This window comes from Mesorhizobium sp. Root102, from assembly GCF_001425625.1.
GTDB lineage: Bacteria > Pseudomonadota > Alphaproteobacteria > Rhizobiales > Rhizobiaceae > Mesorhizobium.
Genome location: NZ_LMCP01000034.1, coordinates 266,835 through 284,207, shown reverse-complemented (window position 1 = coordinate 284,207; position 17,373 = coordinate 266,835). Strand labels below are relative to the sequence as shown.

Genomic DNA, 17,373 nt, shown 5'->3' with positions numbered 1-17,373 from the left:
CCCGGCTCGGCCCGTCGCATCGAGCACATCGTCGTCAATAGCTCGCCTATCCCCCAGCCAGCCTCGGCAACAAAAAAATCTCCGCCCCCTGCGGCAGTTCCTTCGACCACGTATCCCGATAGATCGTCCCGTCGATGGCGACGGCGATGCCTTTGTCGATCCAGGGCTCGAGGCCGGGATACTGTTCAGCCAGCTTCCTGAACAGCTCCCTTATGTCCTTGGCCTCGATCTCGACCTTGCTGTTGCCTCCGGCGAGCGCGCCAAGCGAGCCCCAGAGCGTTACTTCGACCATTCCCGCTCCGCCTCGATCGCCGCCAGGATGCGCGGTGGCGACATCGGGATATGCGTCATCCGCACGCCCGCGGCGTTCGACACCGCATTGGCGATCGCCGCCAGCGGCGGCACGATCGACGTCTCGCCGACACCGCGCACCCCGTAGGGATGGTTGGGGTTGGGGATTTCGAGGATCTGGGTGTCGATCATCGGCAGGTCCGAGCAGACCGGGATGCGGTAGTCGAGGAAGCCCGGATTCTGCAGCCGCCCGTCCTTGCCGTAGATATACTCCTCGTTGAGGGCCCAGCCGATGCCTTGCGCGGCGCCGCCCTGGTACTGTCCCTCGACATAGGTCGGGTGCACCGCCTTGCCTGCATCCTGCACCACCGTGTAGCGGATGACCCTGGTGGCGCCAGTCTCGGGATCGACCTCGATATCGCAGATATGGGTGGCGAAGGAGACGCCGGCGCCATCGGCGACGAGTTCGCTGTGGCCGGCGATCGGTCCGCCGGTCTTGCCCGACTCGACCGCGATCTCCTTCAGCGACAGCTTGCCGAGATTGCCGTGCTTCTCGCCCTTGGCAACCGCGTGGCCCATTTCCCAGACCACGTCGTCGACGGCGATGTCCCACATCTGCGCGGCGCGCTCGCGTAGGATCTTGATCGCATTGCGGGCGGCCGAGATCGTTGCCATCGAGGACGAGAAGGTTCCGCGGCTGCCGTCCGTCATGTCGTTGTAGCCGAGGCTGGAGGTATCGGCGACAACAGCCTTGACGTGCTCATAGGCGATGCCGAGTTCCTCCGCCGCCACCAGCGACAGCGACGCGCGTGAGCCGCCGACGTCGACGGTTCCGACGGCAAGCGAGACCGAGCCGTCCATGCCGATGTTGAGGTCGGTGCAGGTCTGGCCGCCGAAGTTGAACCAGAAGCCGCAAGCCATCCCGCGACCCTGGTTCTCGCCCAGCGGCGCCTTCATATGCGGATGGCTCTTCACCGCCTCAAGCGTCGGGCCGATGCCGATCGGGCCGTAGACCGGGCCGTAGGACGACCTAGTGCCTTCCTGCGCGGCGTTTTTGATCCGGAAATCGACCGGGTCCATGCCGATCATCTTGGCCAATTCGTCGACCGCGCTTTCCACCGCGAAGGCGGCCATCGGCGCCGAAGGCGCGCGGTAGGCCGCCGTCTTCGGCCGGTTAACCAGCACTTCGTAGCCGACCGTCTTGACGTTATCAAGCTTGTAGCAGGCAAACGCCGTCATCGCGCCGATCTCGGCCCAGGAGCCGGCATACGGGCCGCAGCTGTAGCGCAGCGTCGCTTCGGCGGCGGTGATCGTGCCGTCCTTGCGGGCGCCGATCTTCACGTCGATCGAGGTGGCGCTGGTCGGGCCCGAGGCGCGGAACACCTCGTCGCGGGTCATCACCAGCTTCACCGGCCGTCCAGCCTTGCGCGACAGCGCCAGCGCCACCGGCTCGGCCCAGACATGGGTCTTGCCGCCAAAACCGCCGCCGATCTCCGACGAGGTGACGCGCAGTTTCGAGGCTTCCATGCCAAGCAGCTGGGCGCAGTGCTGGCGGTAGACGAAATGGCCCTGCGTGCAGACCCAGAGATCAGCGGTGCCGTCGGAGCTGAAATTCGCCACGCAGGCATGCGGCTCGATATAGCCCTGGTGCGTCTGCTCGGTCTTGAAGGAGCGCTCGACGATGAAGTCGGCTTGCCCGAAACCCTGATGGACATCGCCATGGCCAAACTGGCTGCGCTTGGTGACGTTGGAGGGTTTTACCGGCTTTTCCTCAAGACCCTCGGTGAAGATGGCATCGTTGATCAAGGGCGCCTTGTGCTTCGCCGCCTCGTCGACATCGGTGACATGCGGCAAAAGCTCGTACTCGACCTCGATCAGCTTCAGCGCCTGCCTGGCGGTGCGGGCGTCGATCGCCGCCACCGCGGCCACCGCGTGGCCGTCATAGAGCGCCTTCGTGCGCGCCATGCAGTTGTCGAGGACGTCGTACATGGCGGCGTCGCCATTGGTGAGGTCCGGCAGGTCGGCCGCGGTGATCACCGCCTTCACGCCGGCGAGCTTCTCCGCTTTCGACGTGTCGATCTTGATGATCCTGGCGTGGGCGTGCGGGCTGCGCAAAATGCGCCCGACCAGCTGGCCGGCCATGTTGAAGTCCGCGCCGTAGCGCGCGCGGCCCGTCACCTTGTCGACGCCGTCGGGACGGATCGGGCGTGTGCCGACGGAGGTGAATTTGCGTCCGGAAAAACGTGGATCGAAATTCATCTCATGCTCCCTTCATCACGATGGCCGCGTCCTGGACGGCGCGCACGATCTTGTCATAGCCGGTGCAGCGGCAGAGGTTCCCGGCGAGGCCGAAGCGGATTTCTTCCTCGGTCGGATCGGGGTTCTTGGCCAAAAGGTCCTTGGCCGCGATCAGGAAGCCCGGCGTACAGATGCCGCATTGCAGCGCCGCGTGCTCGAGGAACTTCTGCTGCAGCGGATGCAGTGTGTCGCCATGCGCCATGCCCTCGATGGTCTCGACGCGCCGCCCTTCGGTCTCCGCGCCGAGCACCAGGCACGAGCACACCAGCCGGTCGTCGAGGATGACGCTGCAGGCGCCGCAGTCGCCGGTACCGCAACCTTCCTTGGCGCCCGTCAGTCCCAGCCGATCGCGCAGGACATCGAGCAGCGTCTCGTCCGGCTGGCACAGGAACTCGACGCTGTCGCCATTGATTGTGGTTGAAACTGCTACACCAGCCATCATTTTCCTCCTGCGCGTGCATAGGCGGTCGTGGCGGCCCGCTTGGCCAGCACGCCCGCAACTTTCCTTCTGAATTCGACGGTGCCGCGCTTGTCGTCGATGGGACGACAGGCCCCCGCGCAGACCTTGGCGAGCCGCTCCAGCGTCGCTTCGTCCAGCCTGGAGCCGATGAGCACCTGCGCGGCCTCCTCGACCAGAAGCACCGTCGCCGCTACGGCGCCCAGCGCCACGCGGGCCGATTTGACCACACCGTGCTCATCGAGCGTCAGGTTCACGCCGGCGCTGACCACCGCGATATCCATCTCCGTGCGTGGAATGAACCGGAGATACGCATCGCCCGAGCGCGGCGCGCGCTTGTCGAGCAGGATCGCCTCGATGATCTCGCCTTTGGCCAGCGACGTCTTGCCCGGCCCGGTCGGCACGCCCTGCACGGGAATCGTGCGCCTGCCCGCCGGTCCGACAATCGATGCCCTGGCGCCGGCGGCAACCAGCGCCGGCACGCTGTCGGCGGCAGGCGAAGCGTTGCAGAGATTGCCCGTTATGGTGCAGCGTCCCTGCACCTGTTTCGAGCCGATCAGCTTGGCCGCCTCGACGACGCCAGGCCACGCCTTCTTCAGCGCAGCGCTCTCTCCCAGGACGGCGCAGGGGACCGCGGCGCCGATGCTGAAGCCGTCTCCGGTTTCCGTGATCTCGCTCAAGCCGTCGATCGCCTTGATGTCGACGATCAGGTCGGGTTCGATGAAGCCGCCTTTCATCCTCACCAGAAGGTCGCTGCCTCCCGCGAGAATTGCGGCCGTACCGGACGAGCCGGCCAACTGGCCAACGGCATCTTCCATTGAAAGCGGACGTATGTAGCGCATCGTCTCCCCTTGATCATAGCGATTTCAGCGACCGTTATAAACAGTCTCCTCATAATGACCATCCGGTTCCGTATCGCGGCATTGAGCCAGGCGCCCAACCTGAATTGGCGTACGCCGTGCGAACCGGAAATCATTGAGAAAGCCCAGCTTGGAGCAAATTCCTGGTTTCCTCAAGAGTTTAAAACGTTAGGCTAGCGTGGCGAACCGGAACCCTCCGCCCTCCGTGCATTTCAGTGGATCGTGAACAAGCCCATTTTCAACACCACTTCCAACGGGTCAGCGGCAGGCTGGACGATCAAGCGCGGTGAATCGCCCGTCATTGGCACCGCGATCCACAGCGGCTGCGATGTCGGGTCCGTTTGCCAATCGCTCCTGTCCATCTCCAACGCCGACCGGCTGCGTGAAGAGGACCCCTTCACCGAACAGTTCATCACCGATTTCCCGACCCAGGTCATTGTTCATCGATCGCGCTTTCAAGTCGATCTGAACCGGGCGCGCGAGGCTGCGATCTATCTGTCGCCGGACCAGTCCTGGGGCTTGAATGTGTGGCAAGAGCCACCGGCCGAGGAGATCATGAACGAATCCCTCGCGTTTCACGACGCGTTCTATGCCGCGCTCAAGCGTGTCCTCGTCGATGTCGAAAAACGCTACGGCAGGTTCGTCCTTGTCGATGTCCACAGCTACAACCACCGGCGCGAAGGGCCCCAAGGCGTGCCCGGGTCTCAAGATGGCGCGCCCGATATCAATATCGGCACATTCTCGATGGACCGCGAGCGCTGGGCACCGGTTGTCGACGCTTTCATCGAGGCGCTTCGCGGCCAGCGTTTCAACGGCGAACCGATCGATGTGCGCGAGAACGTGTCCTTCCAGGGCAAGGGCGAACAGACCCGCTTCATCCATGCCAATTTCCCGCAAACCGGGTGTGCCATCGCGGTCGAGTTCAAAAAGATCTTCATGGACGAGTGGAGCGGCGAACCCGATTGGAGCGCAATCGAGCGGCTGCGCGCCATGCTGGCGTCGACCGTGCCCGTCCTGGAGTCGGTCCTGCGGGCCGCGCGATGAAGCCGTCGAACCCACGTCTCCATTGGTACTGGTCGAAGCGGATATGGGCGCGCATTTCCGGGACGGCAAGCCGATCCGCCGCGAATTCGGCAACGGCAACCGTTTGCACATCTACCGCTATGTACACGACGGATTTGCCACAAGTGTTGTCGTTGCGCTGGAGGAGCAGCTGAAGCTGCGCCAATCCTAAGGAAAGACCATAGCGAATTCGCAGTTGGCGACGCTTTGATCACTTGCAATGAAAATGGGCCGCAAGGTCGGCGTTCGCCGCAAAACAGGCACGGCCATCGATTTCGGTGGCGAGATACACCTACCCTGACCGGTGTCACCGCGACCGATCTGACGGCCGGGTGTGGGATCGACGTCGTTGCTGGCTCCCCGCGCGTGCCGAGGTGAGCGCATGCAAGGCGGCTTCTAACCCCACAGCGCCCTATCCGCCCCGCCTCACAGCGCCAGGCTCCCCTGCTCCACCTCCGCAGCATTTGGATCGCCCGGTGCCGTCGCCCAGGCCAGTTCGACCAGCGTCACGGTGCGCCGGCCTGTTCCGTCCAGTTGGCAGACGATGAGGCCTTGCTCCTCGATATAGGTCAAGAGACGCCGGGCGCGGCGCAGCGAGTGGGAGCCGTAGGCACGCGCGATCGCGGCGTCGCTCGGGCACGGCCAGCCCTCCTTTGCCGCACGCGCGATCATCATGAACACGCCCTGCATGTCGTCGGGCAGCAGCGACGCGCGGACGGAAACGTCCCGCCATGCGTCATCCTGCGTCGTCTCGGAGCCGAGGCCGGCGCGGGCGCGCGTCAGCATGCGGCGGAACTCCGGCAGGTCGGGCACGACCGAGGCGAGGCCTTCGATGCGGCAGCGGACCACGAATTCCTGATAGAGCACGCCGATCACACGGAAACCCGCGTCGGGTTGCGCCAGGATGGCGCGCAGCACGCGGTCGACGCGCTCACGACGCTCCGCCAGATCCTCGGCGCTGACTTGCGGCTCCGCCGGTTCGGGGCGGATTTCCAAGGCCGCTGACTTGGCCGCCATCAACTGGTCGAGCAGGTCCGGCGACGTCGTGCGGCGCGGCGCGCGCACCGTCTCGGGGGGCAGCGCCGCCAGGATGATGGCGCGTGCATCCTCCAATGCCGCTTCCGGCATCGCCATCAGCCGCGGTGTGCCGTTGCGCGGGCTTGTATCGGTCGGGCCGATGCGCAGGCCCAGCGGACGGCGCGACAACGCCGGGCCGAGCGCCATGAACTGCCCGCGCTCCAGGTCGCGAAAAGCCTCCGCCTGGCGCCGTTCCATGCCCAAAAGGTCGGCGGCGCGCGCCATGTCGATATCGAGGAAGGTGCGGCCCATGAGAAAATTGGACGCCTCGGCGGCGACGTTCTTGGCGAGCTTGGCCAGCCGCTGGGTGGCGATGATGCCGGCCAGCCCGCGCTTGCGGCCACGGCACATCAAATTGGTCATGGCGCCGAGCGAGAGCTTTCGTGCCTCGTCGGAAACCTCGCCGGCGACCGCCGGCGCGAACAGCTGCGCCTCGTCCACCACCACCAGCATCGGGTACCAGTGGTCGCGGGCGACCTCGAACAGCCCGCCGAGGAAGGCGGCAGCGCGCCGCATCTGGTTCTCGGCGTCGAGCCCTTCGAGATTGAGCACGGTGGAGACGCGATGGATGCGCGCCCGCTCGCCGGCCGCTTGCAGGCCGCGCTCGGTATGCTGCTCGGCATCAATCACCAGATGGCCGTAACGATCGCCCAGCGACACGAAGTCGCCTTCGGGGTCGATGATGGTCTGCTGCACCCAGGGCACGCTCTGCTCCAGGAGGCGCCTCAGCAGATGCGACTTGCCGGAGCCCGAATTGCCCTGCACCAAAAGCCGGGTCGCCAGCAGTTCCTCGAGATCCAGGTTCGCCGGGGCGCCTGCGGTCGTGTGTCCCATCTCGATCGCAACGGTCATCTCGACTCAGGCGCTCCTTTCGCAGATGGGCTTATCAACTGGGTCACAGCCCGTCGAGCGCGCATGGCCGGCAGTTCAGCGTTGCGCACAGCTGTCCTGACGCGGTCTGTCGGGTGAACCCTGTGGATAGTAACCAGTCGTTCACCATGGGCCAGCGTTCCGATTGCAGGCGCCCCGCATCCGGTTAGCCTGACCTTGCACCGCGTCCCCAACGTGATGCGTCCCAACCCCGCCCGCTTGGCGACCGACGTTTCAAGTTCCCTCTCCAAGTATATGTCGGTCGCCAACTGCGCCTGATCCCGCCAAGTTCTGGCATCGTACAGAGCCGCTTAGCGGCGCAAACTTTGGGTTGACCCCTTCGGACCGCAAGGCGACACTCCACCCAACGAACAGGTGCGAGGAGGAATTGCGATGGACGAGCCCGAACGGTGGCGCCACATGTCGACGGCGCCGAGGGATGGCAGCCGCATCCTGGTCACGGTGCGCCCGTCCGAACAGGGGCCGGCGGAAGTCGACCTCGCCTATTGGTCACGCGCCGACCAGTTCGCCTCGGAAGGCTGGCGCGCGTCGGACTCCTCGCCAGGGCGCGTCGTCGAATACGCCGAACCGGAACTGAAGTGCTGGATGCCGTTGCCGACGGCCAACCTCAGCCGTGCCTCGATGCCAGCACCTTGGGAAGGTGAAGACGCCCAGCAACTCGACGGCTCGGGGATTTGAGCGGGTGCAAGAGTTTGGCGAAAGCGGTCGAACTGCCGATCTCCCCTCAAGTGGGGGAGATGTCCGGCAGGACAGAGGGGGGCGCCGTAGAGCGCCAACATCGATAACCACCGAACACTGACCATGCCTCACACACCATTGCCCCCGAAACACCGCGCAAACGCGAGGTCGATGCGTAAAGTCATGACCGGCGCCGAGTTGAAGCTCTGGAACGAGCTTCGTGCGCACAGACTGATGGGCCTTGGCGTTCGGCGACAATTTCCAATCGCTGGCTACATCGCCGACTTCGCTTGTCCAGAGAAGACGATGATCGTCGAGCTTGACGGCACCCAGCATGCGGAAACCGACGCTCTCACAAGTGACGAAGCAAGGACGTCACGTCTGGCGCAGGATGGCTGGACCGTGCTGCGGTTCTGGAATGACGATGTCATTCGAGACATCGACAATGTCTGCCAACATATTGTTATCAGCGCAGGTTTGACCGACACGTCCTGACACGTTGGCGGGGCAGCGCCCCCCTCTGTCCTGCCGGACATCTCCCCCACGAGGGGGGAGATTGGCAGTTCGGCCGCCGGGCCCCTCAGAACAAAAACGCGGCCGTGGCGGGGTTCGGCCCGGTGCGCCCGTCGGGCGAATCCATGCCCCGGATCGTCTGCAGATCCTGGGCATCGAGCTCGAAATCGAAGACATCGAAATTGGCGACGATGCGATCCCTGCGGATCGATTTTGGAATGACGATCAGCCCCTCCTGGAGATGCCAGCGGATGATCGTCTGGGCGACAGACTTGCCATGCTTTTTTGCAATGCTTGCCAAGGTCGGATCGTTCAGCAGCCGGCCGCTGCCCAGCGGGCTCCAGCTTTCGATGCGGATGCCGTGGCTGGCATGAAAGTCCCTAAGGTCGCGTTGCTGGAAACGAGGATGCAACTCGATCTGGTTGACGACGGGCGTCACGCCGGTCTCTGTGATAATCCGCTCCAGATGGTCCTGGTTGAAATTCGAAACACCGATCGACTTGATGCGGCCGCCTTGCCTGAGCTCGACCAGCGTCTTCCAGGCCTCGCCATATTTGTCCAGGCTGGGCACCGGCCAGTGGATCAGGAACAGGTCGAGCTGCTCGATGCCGAGCTTGCCCATCGTCTCGTCGAACGCGCGCAACGCCGCATCGCGCTGGTGCGTGGCGTTTCGCAGCTTGGACGTGATGAACAGCTCGCGGCGCGGCACGCCGGCGCTGCGTATCGCCTCTCCGACCCCCTCCTCGTTCTGGTAACCCTCGGCGGTGTCGATCAGGCGATAGCCGGCCTCAATGCCCCAACCCACCACTTCAGCGGTGATATCCTGGTCGACCTGCCACACGCCAAGGCCGAGCTGGGGAACGGCGGAGCCGTCGTTCAACGCAATCTGTGCAGGCATGGTGGGCTGTTCAGGCATGGCGGGGTCCTTTGCAAAGCTGGTCCAGGCGGTCCGCCCGGTGCACAGCCTATCTAGGTTCGACAGGGGGCGCGGCCAGCCGACAGCGACAAATTGTCGAAGTTCGCCTGCAAGTGTGACCTCGGTGTCAGCCTCACCGCGGCCGGCGCACCGCCCGCACCACCCCGGCGGATGTGCTGCCGCAGTAGAGGCGGTCGCCGCCATCGGATTCAAGTCCCGACACGCCCATGCCGGCCGGCATGTCGAGCTTCTCCAGTACCTTGCCTGATTGCGGGTCGACGCGGCGCAGGTCGCTGTAGTCGCCTTCCCAGGTGGCGTGCCACAGTTCGCCGTCAACCCATGTCACCCCGGTGACGAAACGGTTGGATTCGATGGTGCGCAGGATTGCCCCGGTCTCCGGATCGATCTGGTGGATCTTGCGCTCGCGATATTGCCCCACCCACAGCGTCCCTTCAGCCCAGGTCAGCCCGGAATCACCGCCGCCGCCGGGCGCCGGAATGGCCGCCAGCACCTGGCCGGTATCAGGGTCGATCTTCTGGATGAGCTCGTTGGCAAGCTGGAAGAAATGCTGGCCGTCATAGGCGGTGCCGGCATGTGCCGCGACATCGATCGAGCGCAGCGCCTGCCCGTTTTCCGGATCGAAGGCGTTCAGCTTCTCGCCCGAGGCAAACCAGACGTTGTTGCCGTCAAAGCTCACCCCATGCACCCTCTCCACTTCCGGAAAGGGTCCGTATTCGCGCAGGATTTCGGCCGCTGACTGTTTCATGTCTTGATCCTCACTGAGATGGTCTGATGTCCCTTACTAACCACTCGGCAACGGCGCCGGGAGTAACAAGGTGGTCGTGAATCCCGCCACCGGCGGCGTCATCCAGCGGCGCGCCCGTCCGTGCCCGAAAAACTGCACCTTGCCGGCCTCGCCAAGCTGCTCCAGCGCACGCTGCACGCTGCGCTGGCCGATGCCAAGCGCCAGCGCCAGCGCAGAGGACGCCCAGGATTCACCATCGGCAAGGAAGGCCAGCACCGCCGCGTGCCGCTCCTCGATAGGCCGCGCCAGCACCAGCACCTCGCGCGCCTGGCGCGGTGCCAGCGCGAAACCCTGGCTGGTCGCGCCAATGTCGGCCAGCCCCCGCAGTTCGGCGCGCAGCCGGCCGATCTCGACCCGCAGCCGCGCCCGGTGCGATTCATCGGCGTGCCTGCCGCCGAAGGCTTCGGCGATTAGCCTCGCCCTCGACACATCGCCTGGCCATGCTTCGGCGAGCGCGCGTGCCAGCGCAAACAGCACCGGCCGCGTTGCCAGCGAGACCGTGACTTCCTGCCTGCGCACGACATAGCGGAAACTATCGACCAGCAGCGCCGGCGACGCCTGCAACGCCTCGACGTCCTCGAGCAGCAAGGGGCGCTGCTCGCCACCCGCGATCAGCCGCGCGGCCGGCGTGTCCAGCGCCAAGAATGCGCTGTCGACCTCCGCGATCAGGCCCGCAATGCCGGCCCGGCGAGCGGCGTGGCGTGCCCACTCCAACGCCCTGCGCGCCGGCTTCGTCTTCAGGCGCCGTATCGCGATGCCGGCGACCGCGAGTTCGTGCGCGGCGCGCGAGGCCGGCGGAAGCGGCGCCGGGTCGAGCCCGGCCAGCACGTCTTCAGCCTCGTCGAGACGGCCGATCAAAAGCAGGCGCCGCACCTTGAGGTGGCCGGCATGCCCGGCGTTCAGCCGGTCGCCGTGCTTTTCCAGAGTTGCGCGCGCCGCATCGAGCGCCTTGGCCGGCCAGCCGAGGTCGCGCGAGACCAGCGCGATCTCGGCCTCGGCGACGACGCATCTGGCGCGCGCCACCGCTTCTTTCGGGCCGAAGCCACGCGCGGCCCTCCGCAGCAGCGCCTTGGCGCGATCGAGATCGCCGAGCTGCGCCATCGCAATGCCGCGCAGCGCCAGCGCCGGCGGGTCTTCGCGCAAGGCGACGCGATCCAGCGCGCCGAGCGGATCGCCCCCGGCCAGCGCCAGTGCTGCCGCGGTGATCAGCGAGTCCATTCAAATCCCGTCACACTTGTAACTCCCACCCCCGAGCGTCACCGCCCTAACTTAAGCCAGCACAGTCAACCAGCAAGCCGTGCCGGCAACCAACGGCACGCCAACGGAGAAGAAGATGCCCAGTTCAGCCGATCTGCCCCTCGACGCGACAATCGACACGACCAGGCACTCCGCGCGAATCCGCCACCCCTGCTGCGGCGGGCCTGGCGATTCAAATCCCCTCACACTTGTAACTCCCACCGCTGCGCCAGACCGCCCTACCCTAGCTCACGATCAGCAAGCAGCAACACGTCGCAACAGTGCGGCGGCAAACTGACAAGGAGACGACCAATGACCAAGCACATCGCAATGAAGACCCCGCCGATCGTTTCAAGACAGGACTGGGAAGCTGCCCGCGAACAGATGCTGGTGAAGGAGAAGGCAACGCTGCGCGCCAAGGACGCATTGGCCGCCGAGCGCCGGCGCATGCCGTGGATGGAAGTCGACAAGGCCTATGTGTTCGAGGGGCCGAATGACAAGGCGAGCCTGCTCGACCTGTTCGAGGGCCGCCGCCAGCTGATCGTCTACCGCGCCTTCTTCGAGCCCGGCGTGTTCGGCTGGCCCGAGCATGCCTGCCGCGGCTGTTCGCTCGGCGCCGATCAGGTCGGCCACCTCGCCCATCTCAACGCCCGCAACACCACGCTTGCCTACGCCTCGCGCGCCCCGCAGGCCGACATTGCGCGGGTGAAGCAGCGGATGGGCTGGGAGATGCCCTGGTACACCATCACCGACAGTTTCGACAAAGACTTCGGCGTCGACGAATGGCACGGCCACAACGTCTTCATCCGCGATGGCGACCGCATCTTCCGCACCTATTTCATCAACAGCCGCGGCGACGAGGCGATGGGCACCGTCTGGAGCTATCTCGACGCGACGCCGCTCGGCCGCCAGGAGATCTGGGAAGATTCGCCCGAAGGCTATCCGCAGACCCCGCTCTACTCCTGGTGGAACTGGCACGACAATTACGACGCCGGGGTCGACAAGACATGGGAACAAGTGTCTGCGGCCGGAGAAGCGGCGTTCCGCGACAAGGGCGAGTAGCGAGGGCCTGTCGGGAAAGGGTGGCGCACGCTCACCCAGCTTGAGTTTCCTCTCCCTCACGGAGTGGGGGAGAGGAACCCAAGTCCTGTTATCGGCCCCGCCATGACCATCAAGGAAGAGACCATGAGCGATATCCATTCTCGCACGGGCAGCGTGCCCTCCGAAGACACTGCCCCCCTCACCATCGCCGACTGGCTATGCCTTGCTGCGGCCCCTACCTTCGCGCTGATGGCGCTGCTCTCCTGTCTCCAGGGTGGCGATGCAGCCATGCTGTGCATGGGCTCCTCGCCACTGACCGGCCCGTCTTTAACCGGAATGGCGGCGATGTATCTTCTGATGAGCGCCTTCCATCTGGCGCCCTGGCTGCGGGTGATTTCCGGCCGGCAGGTCCGATAGGTCCAGCGCGCCGCCCCAATTTTCGACACCCCACACATCGGAGAAAGACAATGAAACTGGTCAGGCTGAGAGCGCCGGGCGGCTTGGACAATCTCGACCTGGTCGAGGAAGACCCGCCCCAGCCAGGGCCGGGTGACGTGCTGGTCAGGATCCGGGCCTGCTCGTTGAACATGCGTGACGATTTCGCGGTGCAGGGCAAGACACCGTTCGCTGACGGCCGCGTTCCGCTGTCCGATGGCGCAGGCGAGGTGATTGCCGTCGGCGACGCTGTCGATGCGTTCAAGCCCGGAGACAGCGTCGTCAGCGTCTTCTACCCCTGGTGGCTCGACGGCGACATGATGCCCGCGACCCGGCGCGACATTCCGGGGGAAAGTTTTGACGGCTTCGCCAGCGAGTATGTATGCATGCCGGCGCGGGCCTTCACCAGGGCACCGGCGGGCTATACGCATGTCGAGGCGGCAACGCTCACCTGCACGGGCGTCACCGCCTGGCGGGGCCTGGTTGTGTGCGGCAAGGTGAAGCCGGGCGACACGGTGCTGGTCCTCGGCACCGGCAGTGTGTCGCTGTTTGCGCTGCAATTCGCCAAAGCCGCCGGCGCCCGGGTCATAGCAACGTCATCCGACGAGCAGAAGCTGGAGCGACTCAGGCGCCTCGGCGCCGACACTGTCATCAACTACAAGGCGGTGCCGGACTGGGGCCAAAAGGCCAGAAACTTCACCGACGGACGCGGCGTCGATCACGTGATCGAGGTCGGCGGCCCCGACACGCTGGCGCAGTCGATAGCGGCCTGCCGGACGGGCGGTCACATCGCCCTGATCGGCGTGCTGACCGGCTTTGCGGCTGAGGTCTCGATCCCGGCGGTGTTTTCGAACCAGATCCGCATCAGCGGCATTTCCATTGGCAGCCGGGCCGACCAGCAGGACATGATCCGGGCGATAGAGATCAACCGCCTGAAGCCCGTTGTCGACCGCCATTTCCCGCTTGAGGACATCGCCACCGCCTTCGCACACTACGAATCCCAGAAGCATTTCGGCAAGGTCTGCCTCGACGTTTGAGCGCTCCCCCCAAGGCGCCAGCAGCCCCACAAACCACCCAAAATCCATCAGCAACAGCTAATTGACAGTCCGAGAGAAACGGCGCTCACTGGTTTTCACAGGTGGATCGCAGCATCAGGCGGGCGATATCGACCGCCGGCGTCACCTCAGCAATTCCGGGAAAAGCGTGAAACGGTTTCCCGGGAAAAGCGCATAGCGCTTTCCCGTGGGAATTGCGTAGAACCAGGGAGGATGCCATGCCAACCGTTATCGGTCACCACAACATCACGAAAGACAGCAAGCACTGGCTCAATTCACCCAAGCGCAAGGAGCTCTTCGGCTCGCTTGGGATCACCAACATCCGCACTTTCGTCGATCCGCAGAACCCGAAACGTGTGGCCGTGATGATGGACGTTCCGGACATGGATAAGATGGCCGCGCTGATGCAGAGCAAGGCGGCTGCCGACGCAATGGCCCACGACGGAGTGGTGCCGGAGTCGCTGGTGATTCTGGTCGAAGCGAAGGGGTAACCGCTCGCTTTTCGGGCGACAGGTTTCAATGCAGGTGCCTCAGCTTGTCGGGATTGCGCATCACATAGATGGCCGCGATCTTTCCGTCCTCGATGTCGAGCGCGGTTGTCTGCAGCTCGCCATCGGCTTCCAGCGTGACGAAGCCGGGCAATCCGTTGACGAAACCGATGCGAACAAGGGTCGAGCGGTTCTCCTGGAGCCAGGCAACCACACGCTCGTATTGCTGCATGACGGCATCGAAGCCCAGGACCACATCCGTGGCGGCCGGACGCTTGCCGCCGCCGTCGGCATGGGCGCTGACATCGGCCGCCAAAAGCGCCCCGAGCGCCTTCATGTCGCCGTTGCGCGAGGCGGCGAAGAAGGCCTCGGCCAGTGCCAGGCCGCGTTGCTTCTCCACCTTGAAACGCGGGCGCGCCTCACGGACATGGGTGCGCGCGCGGGCAGCGAGCTGGCGGCAGGCGGCGGGTTCGCGCTGGATGGCGGCGGCGACCTCCTGGTATCCCAGCCCGAACACATCGTGCAGCAGAAAGGCCGCCCGCTCGAGCGGAGAAAGACGCTCCAGCACCATCATCAGCGGCAAGGTGACGTCTTCCTCGTCGTCCTCTTCCACGAGCGGATCGGGAAGCCAGGGACCGACATAGCTCTCACGCCGGCGGCGCGCGGATTTGAGCTGGTCGAGACAGAGTCGCGTGACCGTGCGGCACAGAAAGGCCTCGGGCTCGCGCACATCGCTGCGGTCGGCCCTCATCCAGCGGATGAAGGCCTCGTGCACGATATCCTCGGCGTCCGCCACGGAGCCAAGCATACGATAGGCGACGCGCCTGAGCTTTGGTCCGAGCACGCCGAAATCCGGCGCTGTATGCTCGGGCTCCGCGTTCGTCATCAGGCAGCCGCCGCCTTGGCGGCTGACCTGATCGCCGCCGGATCGGCCCAACCGCCGAAACCGACCGCAAGGCGGTTGTACCCGTTGATGACATTGATCATCAAGGTGAGCTTCACCTGTTCCTCCGGCGTGAACTCGGCCTTCAGGGCATCATAGGCGCTTTCGTGCGTATGTCCTTCGCTGATCCGCGTCAGCGCCTCGGTCCAGCCAAGCGCGGCGCGTTCACGGTCGGTATAGCAGGGCGCCTCGCGCCACGCCGCCAACAAATAGAGGCGCTGCTCGGTTTCGCCGTCCTCGCGCGCGAACACCGTGTGCATGTTGAGGCAGTTGGCGCAGCCGTTGATCTGGGATGCCCGTATCTTCACCAGCTCGGCCAGGCTCGGCTCGAGGCTGGCCGAAATGGCAAAGGCTGCGCGCTGCCATTCCTTCATCAGCGCAGGGGCAGCGGCGAAGAGATCAAGTTTTGCAGTCATGATTGGCTTCCTTCTGTTGTGCCGACATCATGACGAGACAGGATCCGCTGGTGTGACATACACGCCGAGATTTTTGTGCATGTCGCCGGCGCGAGCGGTCGCGCAGCCCTCGGTGTCTGGCTGCCTAGGTGGCAATGTCGTTCACCGGCAGCAACGGCTTGGGCAGGTCAGCCTCGCCAAGCCCGCTGCGCAGTTCGATCTCGATGTCGCGGCAGATCTGCGAGATCGGAACATCGTTGGCGCTGCCCTCGAAGGGATTGGCGCTGCTCTCGCCGACCTGGTCGAGCGACATGTAGGCCCAGCCCAGCAGCGTGCTGAACGGGATGGTCAGCCAGATCGCGATCGGACCGAGCACGCCGCCCAGTTTGCCCATCTCGGCAAACACCGGAACCACCCCGAATGGCAGCAGGGTGCAGAAGATCATCACGAACATCGAGCTGACGATGGCGTATTGCCTGGGATAGGGATTGTTCTTGATGCGATCGCAGCGCGCCTGCTGGTCGTGGAAGTCGCGGATCAGCTTGGTCAGCTCGACATAGACCTGCGGAGGGATTTTTGCATCCTTGAACAACGCATTGACCTGGACCGATTGTAGTTCGAGCAGGGTGATCGCCGGCTGAGCCGATTTCAGCACATCCTCGGCCTGTTCGGCCAGCAGCGGACGCAATTCGCCGGCGACCGAGCTCGCATCCTCATGGATGTGGTAGCGCCGCCGGTATTCGACATTGGCTGCCCGCGCCATGGATTCCCAGGGCATCGGCCGCCGCAGGGCGAACCGCAGTGCCGTCATCCAGGCGATATGGCGGTAGATGAGTTGCCGGGCCGTCGGCGCATCGATGAAGTCCCTGCAGAAATTGGACCACAGCCGGCTGCTGGCCGTAATTTGCGCGAAGGCCTGCAGCGCGTCGCTGCTGCGGGTGAACACCTGCGAATTCTTGAAGCCGGCAACGAGTGACACCGTCGTGCCGAGCACCAGCACCACCGACCATGGTACCGAGAAACCGGCGATACCGGGAAGCCGGTAGGCTGCGACAGCCAGTCCGCTCACCACCGCCATGTAGATGACGCTGCGTCGCGACCAGAGCGCGAAATCGATCACCTTGTAGGAACGGCCTACATACATCGGATGCCCCTCAAATCATGGACAGGTCAGGTTGTTGCACGACCGAAATCTGGTCGCCCTCACCGTGCCTTCCCCGCGCCAAACCGCAACCCGTCCATCAGCAGCTTGACCAGGCGGCGCGAGCGGTCGCGCCATTCCGGGGTGTCGGGTGCCGAGTAGATGCCCGACAGTGCATGCAGCACGTCCGAAGCATCGACATCGCCTCGGATGGTGCCGTCGGCCACCGCCGCCTCGACCAGTTGCCGCAAGGCTTGCGATACCCGGCCCGACGTGTCGGAAAACAGTGTCGAATTGGTGGTGAGCAGGATGCGCAGGCTGGTCGCCAGGCCGCGCTTGGTGGCGATATAGTCGACGAAGCGCTGCATCCACTGTTCCAGCGCGACATCGGACGGATGTTTTTGGGCAAGCTCGCCGACGGCCGCACACAGTGCCTCCACCTCCCGGCGGTAGACCACTTCGACCAGATGCTCGCGCGTCGGGAAATGCCTGTAGAGCGTACCGATGCCGACACCGGCGCGGCGCGCAATCTCCTCCAGCGAAGCATCGATGCCACGCTCGGCAAAGACGACGGCCGCCACCTCGACCAGCCGGTCACGGTTGCGCTGCGCATCGGCGCGCAGCGGTTTTGTCTCCGCGGCTTCGGCCGTCTGTTCAGCAATGGCGGGCGGCTCGATGGCCAATTTTTTCTCCACGTCGTGTCAGGGGCTTGAACCCGGTCGGGTCAACCCCCACGTAATAAACGGAGGCGCCTCCGTTTTAGTGGAGTACCTTCATCATATAAGAAGGGG

The 17,373-nt window shown here is 64.7% G+C and carries 20 protein-coding genes; 8 read left to right on the top strand and 12 right to left on the bottom strand.

The window, feature by feature from the left end; all coding sequences use genetic code 11:
- Window positions 1-46: 46 nt before the first annotated feature.
- From ASD12_RS23545 to ASD12_RS23530, 4 genes are read right to left on the bottom strand one after another with little or no spacing between them, the layout of a single operon-like run.
- Window positions 47-292 carry a MoaD/ThiS family protein gene (locus tag ASD12_RS23545; RefSeq protein WP_056591828.1) on the bottom strand — a complete coding sequence of 82 codons (246 nt, stop codon included), beginning with the start codon at window positions 290-292 and terminating at the stop codon, window positions 47-49.
- A complete protein-coding gene (locus tag ASD12_RS23540; RefSeq protein ID WP_056591825.1) occupies window positions 280-2,550 on the bottom strand; it encodes a xanthine dehydrogenase family protein molybdopterin-binding subunit in 2,271 nt (756 codons plus the stop codon). The genes ASD12_RS23545 and ASD12_RS23540 overlap by 13 nt, the downstream gene beginning before the upstream one ends.
- A 1-nt stretch (window position 2,551) precedes the next feature.
- Window positions 2,552-3,028 (bottom strand): (2Fe-2S)-binding protein, encoded by a 477-nt coding sequence (locus ASD12_RS23535; protein ID WP_056591822.1) that lies wholly within the window; start codon window positions 3,026-3,028, stop codon window positions 2,552-2,554.
- Window positions 3,028-3,888 carry a xanthine dehydrogenase family protein subunit M gene (locus ASD12_RS23530; RefSeq protein ID WP_056591820.1) on the bottom strand — a complete coding sequence of 287 codons (861 nt, stop codon included), beginning with the start codon at window positions 3,886-3,888 and terminating at the stop codon, window positions 3,028-3,030. The genes ASD12_RS23535 and ASD12_RS23530 overlap by 1 nt, the downstream gene beginning before the upstream one ends.
- A gap of 240 nt (window positions 3,889-4,128) precedes the next feature.
- Here ASD12_RS23530 and ASD12_RS23525 point away from each other — a divergent pair, with 240 nt between their 5' ends.
- Both ASD12_RS23525 and ASD12_RS34370 read left to right on the top strand, forming a co-directional pair.
- Entirely contained in the window at window positions 4,129-4,950 is an 822-nt protein-coding gene (locus tag ASD12_RS23525; protein ID WP_348271733.1) for an N-formylglutamate amidohydrolase, read from the top strand.
- A gap of 43 nt (window positions 4,951-4,993) precedes the next feature.
- The gene (locus ASD12_RS34370; RefSeq protein ID WP_156398644.1) at window positions 4,994-5,140 is read left to right on the top strand and encodes a hypothetical protein; all 147 of its coding nucleotides are present in this window, start codon (window positions 4,994-4,996) and stop codon (window positions 5,138-5,140) included.
- 254 nt (window positions 5,141-5,394) lie between these two features.
- On the opposite strand, the gene ASD12_RS23520 is transcribed toward ASD12_RS34370, so the two are convergent.
- Entirely contained in the window at window positions 5,395-6,897 is a 1,503-nt protein-coding gene (locus ASD12_RS23520; RefSeq protein WP_056591815.1) for an ATP-binding protein, read from the bottom strand.
- 411 nt (window positions 6,898-7,308) lie between these two features.
- Here ASD12_RS23520 and ASD12_RS23515 point away from each other — a divergent pair, with 411 nt between their 5' ends.
- The gene (locus tag ASD12_RS23515) at window positions 7,309-7,614 is read left to right on the top strand and encodes a hypothetical protein (protein ID WP_056591812.1); all 306 of its coding nucleotides are present in this window, start codon (window positions 7,309-7,311) and stop codon (window positions 7,612-7,614) included.
- A gap of 123 nt (window positions 7,615-7,737) precedes the next feature.
- Complete coding sequence (locus ASD12_RS23510) at window positions 7,738-8,109, top strand: endonuclease domain-containing protein (protein ID WP_056591808.1); 372 nt, start codon at window positions 7,738-7,740, stop codon at window positions 8,107-8,109.
- A gap of 85 nt (window positions 8,110-8,194) precedes the next feature.
- Here ASD12_RS23510 and ASD12_RS23505 read toward each other — a convergent pair whose 3' ends face one another.
- From ASD12_RS23505 to ASD12_RS23495, 3 genes are all read right to left on the bottom strand, one after another.
- Window positions 8,195-9,025, bottom strand: a complete 831-nt coding sequence (locus tag ASD12_RS23505; RefSeq protein WP_200950966.1) for an aldo/keto reductase — start codon at window positions 9,023-9,025, stop codon at window positions 8,195-8,197.
- 151 nt (window positions 9,026-9,176) lie between these two features.
- Window positions 9,177-9,809: a PQQ-binding-like beta-propeller repeat protein gene (locus tag ASD12_RS23500; RefSeq protein WP_056591801.1), complete on the bottom strand. Its 633-nt coding sequence runs from the start codon at window positions 9,807-9,809 to the stop codon at window positions 9,177-9,179.
- A gap of 36 nt (window positions 9,810-9,845) precedes the next feature.
- Entirely contained in the window at window positions 9,846-11,066 is a 1,221-nt protein-coding gene (locus tag ASD12_RS23495) for a hypothetical protein (protein ID WP_056591798.1), read from the bottom strand.
- 330 nt (window positions 11,067-11,396) lie between these two features.
- Between ASD12_RS23495 and ASD12_RS23490 the strand changes: the two genes are divergently transcribed.
- The 4 genes from ASD12_RS23490 to ASD12_RS23475 all read left to right on the top strand — a co-directional run bounded on the left by ASD12_RS23490 (window position 11,397) and on the right by ASD12_RS23475 (window position 14,106).
- Window positions 11,397-12,146, top strand: coding sequence for a thioredoxin family protein (locus ASD12_RS23490; protein WP_056591795.1), 750 nt, complete (start codon window positions 11,397-11,399; stop codon window positions 12,144-12,146).
- Between the two features lie 123 nt (window positions 12,147-12,269).
- Entirely contained in the window at window positions 12,270-12,542 is a 273-nt protein-coding gene (locus tag ASD12_RS23485; protein ID WP_056592205.1) for a hypothetical protein, read from the top strand.
- A gap of 50 nt (window positions 12,543-12,592) precedes the next feature.
- Window positions 12,593-13,597: an NAD(P)-dependent alcohol dehydrogenase gene (locus ASD12_RS23480; RefSeq protein WP_056591792.1), complete on the top strand. Its 1,005-nt coding sequence runs from the start codon at window positions 12,593-12,595 to the stop codon at window positions 13,595-13,597.
- 236 nt (window positions 13,598-13,833) lie between these two features.
- On the top strand, window positions 13,834-14,106 hold the full coding sequence (locus ASD12_RS23475; protein ID WP_056591789.1) for a hypothetical protein: 273 nt from the start codon (window positions 13,834-13,836) through the stop codon (window positions 14,104-14,106).
- Window positions 14,107-14,131: 25 nt separating this feature from the next.
- On the opposite strand, the gene ASD12_RS23470 is transcribed toward ASD12_RS23475, so the two are convergent.
- From ASD12_RS23470 to ASD12_RS23455, 4 genes are all read right to left on the bottom strand, one after another.
- Window positions 14,132-14,989 carry a sigma-70 family RNA polymerase sigma factor gene (locus tag ASD12_RS23470; protein ID WP_056592202.1) on the bottom strand — a complete coding sequence of 286 codons (858 nt, stop codon included), beginning with the start codon at window positions 14,987-14,989 and terminating at the stop codon, window positions 14,132-14,134.
- The gene (locus ASD12_RS23465) at window positions 14,989-15,462 is read right to left on the bottom strand and encodes a carboxymuconolactone decarboxylase family protein (protein ID WP_056591787.1); all 474 of its coding nucleotides are present in this window, start codon (window positions 15,460-15,462) and stop codon (window positions 14,989-14,991) included. The genes ASD12_RS23470 and ASD12_RS23465 overlap by 1 nt, the downstream gene beginning before the upstream one ends.
- 124 nt (window positions 15,463-15,586) lie before the next feature.
- Window positions 15,587-16,585: a bestrophin family ion channel gene (locus tag ASD12_RS23460; RefSeq protein ID WP_056591784.1), complete on the bottom strand. Its 999-nt coding sequence runs from the start codon at window positions 16,583-16,585 to the stop codon at window positions 15,587-15,589.
- A 59-nt stretch (window positions 16,586-16,644) separates the two neighbouring features.
- On the bottom strand, window positions 16,645-17,265 hold the full coding sequence (locus ASD12_RS23455; RefSeq protein WP_056591781.1) for a TetR family transcriptional regulator: 621 nt from the start codon (window positions 17,263-17,265) through the stop codon (window positions 16,645-16,647).
- Window positions 17,266-17,373 lie beyond the last annotated feature (108 nt).

Excerpts from the sequence above, each read along its gene's own strand:
- ASD12_RS23545 (WP_056591828.1), bottom strand. The coding sequence starts at position 292 with ATGGTCGAAGTAACGCTCTGGGGCTCGCTTGGCGCGCTCGCCGGAGGC.
- ASD12_RS23540 (WP_056591825.1), bottom strand. The coding sequence starts at position 2,550 with ATGAATTTCGATCCACGTTTTTCCGGACGCAAATTCACCTCCGTCGGC.
- ASD12_RS23535 (WP_056591822.1), bottom strand. The coding sequence starts at position 3,028 with ATGGCTGGTGTAGCAGTTTCAACCACAATCAATGGCGACAGCGTCGAG.
- ASD12_RS23530 (WP_056591820.1), bottom strand. The coding sequence starts at position 3,888 with ATGCGCTACATACGTCCGCTTTCAATGGAAGATGCCGTTGGCCAGTTG.
- ASD12_RS34370 (WP_156398644.1), top strand. The coding sequence starts at position 4,994 with ATGGGCGCGCATTTCCGGGACGGCAAGCCGATCCGCCGCGAATTCGGC.
- ASD12_RS23520 (WP_056591815.1), bottom strand. The coding sequence starts at position 6,897 with ATGACCGTTGCGATCGAGATGGGACACACGACCGCAGGCGCCCCGGCG.
- ASD12_RS23515 (WP_056591812.1), top strand. The coding sequence starts at position 7,309 with ATGGACGAGCCCGAACGGTGGCGCCACATGTCGACGGCGCCGAGGGAT.
- ASD12_RS23510 (WP_056591808.1), top strand. The coding sequence starts at position 7,738 with ATGCCTCACACACCATTGCCCCCGAAACACCGCGCAAACGCGAGGTCG.
- ASD12_RS23505 (WP_200950966.1), bottom strand. The coding sequence starts at position 9,025 with ATGCCTGCACAGATTGCGTTGAACGACGGCTCCGCCGTTCCCCAGCTC.
- ASD12_RS23500 (WP_056591801.1), bottom strand. The coding sequence starts at position 9,809 with ATGAAACAGTCAGCGGCCGAAATCCTGCGCGAATACGGACCCTTTCCG.
- ASD12_RS23495 (WP_056591798.1), bottom strand. The coding sequence starts at position 11,066 with ATGGACTCGCTGATCACCGCGGCAGCACTGGCGCTGGCCGGGGGCGAT.
- ASD12_RS23490 (WP_056591795.1), top strand. The coding sequence starts at position 11,397 with ATGACCAAGCACATCGCAATGAAGACCCCGCCGATCGTTTCAAGACAG.
- ASD12_RS23485 (WP_056592205.1), top strand. The coding sequence starts at position 12,270 with ATGAGCGATATCCATTCTCGCACGGGCAGCGTGCCCTCCGAAGACACT.
- ASD12_RS23480 (WP_056591792.1), top strand. The coding sequence starts at position 12,593 with ATGAAACTGGTCAGGCTGAGAGCGCCGGGCGGCTTGGACAATCTCGAC.
- ASD12_RS23475 (WP_056591789.1), top strand. The coding sequence starts at position 13,834 with ATGCCAACCGTTATCGGTCACCACAACATCACGAAAGACAGCAAGCAC.
- ASD12_RS23470 (WP_056592202.1), bottom strand. The coding sequence starts at position 14,989 with ATGACGAACGCGGAGCCCGAGCATACAGCGCCGGATTTCGGCGTGCTC.
- ASD12_RS23465 (WP_056591787.1), bottom strand. The coding sequence starts at position 15,462 with ATGACTGCAAAACTTGATCTCTTCGCCGCTGCCCCTGCGCTGATGAAG.
- ASD12_RS23460 (WP_056591784.1), bottom strand. The coding sequence starts at position 16,585 with ATGTATGTAGGCCGTTCCTACAAGGTGATCGATTTCGCGCTCTGGTCG.